This window comes from Rhodopseudomonas sp. B29 (assembly GCF_000333455.1).
GTDB lineage: Bacteria > Pseudomonadota > Alphaproteobacteria > Rhizobiales > Xanthobacteraceae > Rhodopseudomonas.
Map to the genome: position 1 here is coordinate 1 of NZ_BADD01000232.1, position 2,156 is coordinate 2,156.

General features: G+C 62.6%; 3 protein-coding genes and 1 tRNA gene. 1 reads left to right on the forward strand and 3 read right to left on the reverse strand.

What is annotated here, in order from left to right; genetic code table 11:
- On the forward strand, positions 1–208 hold a 208-nt coding region (locus tag I5M_RS33335; RefSeq protein ID WP_210161614.1), incomplete at its 5' end, for a hypothetical protein.
- A 445-nt stretch (positions 209–653) separates the two neighbouring features.
- Here the strand turns inward: I5M_RS33335 and I5M_RS08205 are convergent.
- The 3 genes from I5M_RS08205 to I5M_RS08215 form a co-directional block, all read right to left on the reverse strand.
- A tRNA-Arg gene (locus I5M_RS08205) sits at positions 654–730 on the reverse strand.
- Positions 731–916: 186 nt separating this feature from the next.
- Positions 917–1,342: a YccF domain-containing protein gene (locus tag I5M_RS08210; protein ID WP_022720959.1), complete on the reverse strand. Its 426-nt coding sequence runs from the start codon at positions 1,340–1,342 to the stop codon at positions 917–919.
- A 197-nt stretch (positions 1,343–1,539) separates the two neighbouring features.
- On the reverse strand, positions 1,540–2,156 hold a 617-nt coding region (locus I5M_RS08215; RefSeq protein ID WP_148287843.1), incomplete at its 5' end, for a DUF3362 domain-containing protein.

Sequence of the window (2,156 nt, forward strand, 5' to 3'; positions counted from 1 at the left end):
TGGCGCTCATAGGATCATACTGGTGGTCTTCGGAGTGGTCGCATTTTCTACACTTCAGAGTTCGCAGCTGCACACCCATGACGCCGAACGCGGGGTCTTTCCTGAGCTAATGACTTGCCATTCGTCCTTCACGGCAAATGGAGTATGCTTCTCCAGACTCATGAGCGGCGGTCATCGCGAAGCGATTGATCCGTTGATTGTCTCATGAATGTCTTCCCAAGCATCGGCGAGTGCCATGCGCAGCTCTGCCGCCTTCTCCTATAATTCCGCCATAGTGTCCTTGAACTCGCCCTCGCTGACGCCTTTGTCGATCTCGCGTAGCCGCTTTGCGATCGTCAGCGCTTGCGATGCGGAAGCCAGTGCAACTATGAAATCCATGGTCATCCCCTGAGAGTTTTAAACTCGATATCAATGATCATTGGACTGCTACTTTTCTCGCGCCCCTGCGTCCGAATCGACCTTTGTCGCGAAAGATTTGGATAAGGCGGGGTAGCCTGCGCGGCGCACCTGAGCTTGCCAAGTGTCGCCTCGTTTTCGGACCGTCGGCATAACTTCCGTTCTGCTCGTGACAGGCTGTGAGGGACGGAATCTCGTGAGCAGTCGGGAGCGAAGTGTGTCGAGCTAAAAACCGATGCAAATCAGAATTTTAAGGCTGGCGCACCCGACACGATTCGAACGTGTGACCTTTGCCTTCGGAGGGCAACGCTCTATCCAGCTGAGCTACGGGTGCGTGCCGGGATGCTTTAGCCGATCGGGGCTGAATCGGCAACGGGTGGGGCGGCGGGAGCCTTCTGAATAAAGCCTTTCGAATCAGCGAAGTCCGGTGCTCCGGACCAAATCGCGGTCGGGTGACCCCTTCAGCTTCGGCCTCGGCCGGCCTAGCGACTGTGCAATTTCCGTTTCAGCGGCCTCCCCCTCAGCGGCTCCTGGCGAATTCGTCGACCGGGACGATTTCCTTGCCGATCGGCCACAGCGCGATGCCGGCGAGCTTGATGTGGGCCCATGCGAACGGGATGCCGATGATGGTCACGGCGAGCAGCACGGCGGTGACGATGTGGCCCAGCGCCAGCCACCAGCCGGCGAACACGAACCAGATGATGTTGCCGATGACGCCGAGCGGGCCGGTGCCGATGTCCCCGCGGCCGGTCAGGGCCTGGCGCGGCACCGCCATCTGGCCGAACGGAAACAGCGTGTAGACGGCGATGCTGAACGCGGCCTTGGCCCATGGCAGGCCGATGATGGTGATCGCCATGATGATCGCCGCGATCACCCATCCGGCCGCCATCCAGAAGCCGCCGAGCGCGATCCAGAAGATGTTGAGCAACAGCGAGACCGGCGACATGGTGGACCTCTGAGGGAGCAGGTGATGCGGCCGTCGGGGACGGCTCGGTTCCCGGCAGAAGGTTGATATTCCCGCCGGCTAAATCAAGACTGCCGCGACAGCGCGGCCGCCATTTTGGCGATTGTTTTTCCGCTTCGAGCCGGGAGGATGGCGCGCCGGCGCAGCCTGGCAGGCGAGCCGCCGCTCGATCCGCGGCGCTACTTCGCCAGCCGCACGCCCTTGGTGGTGAAGCGCTGCGTCTTCGCGCCACCGTCGCGGACGGGCCGGCGGATGCCGGCGGCCTTGCCGGTGCCGGGCGGCTGATGCGCCGGGACCAGTTGATCCGGGCGCGAGCCGATCAGATCGGCGCGGCCCATCGCTTTCAGCGCCTCGCGCAGCACCGGCCAGTTGTCCGGATCGTGGTAGCGCAAGAAGGCTTTGTGCAGCCGGCGCTGGCGCAGGCCCTTGATGGCTTCGACCTTGTCGCTGCCGCCGCGGCGGACGCCGCGCAGCGGATTAACGCCGGTGTGATACATCGCGGTCGCGGTCGCCATCGGCGACGGCAGGAAGGTCTGCACCTGGTCGGCGCGGTAGCGGTTCTTCTTCAGCCACAGCGCGAGGTTCATCATGTCCTCGTCGGTCGTGCCCGGATGCGCCGCAATGAAATACGGGATCAGATAGTACTGTTTGCCGGCCTCTTTGGCGGCGGCCTCGAACATCTGCTTGAAGCGATGATAGGTGCCGATGCCCGGCTTCATCATCTTGTCGAGCGGCCCGCGCTCGGTGTGCTCGGGTGCGATCTTCAAGTAACCACCGACGTGGTGGCTCACCAGCT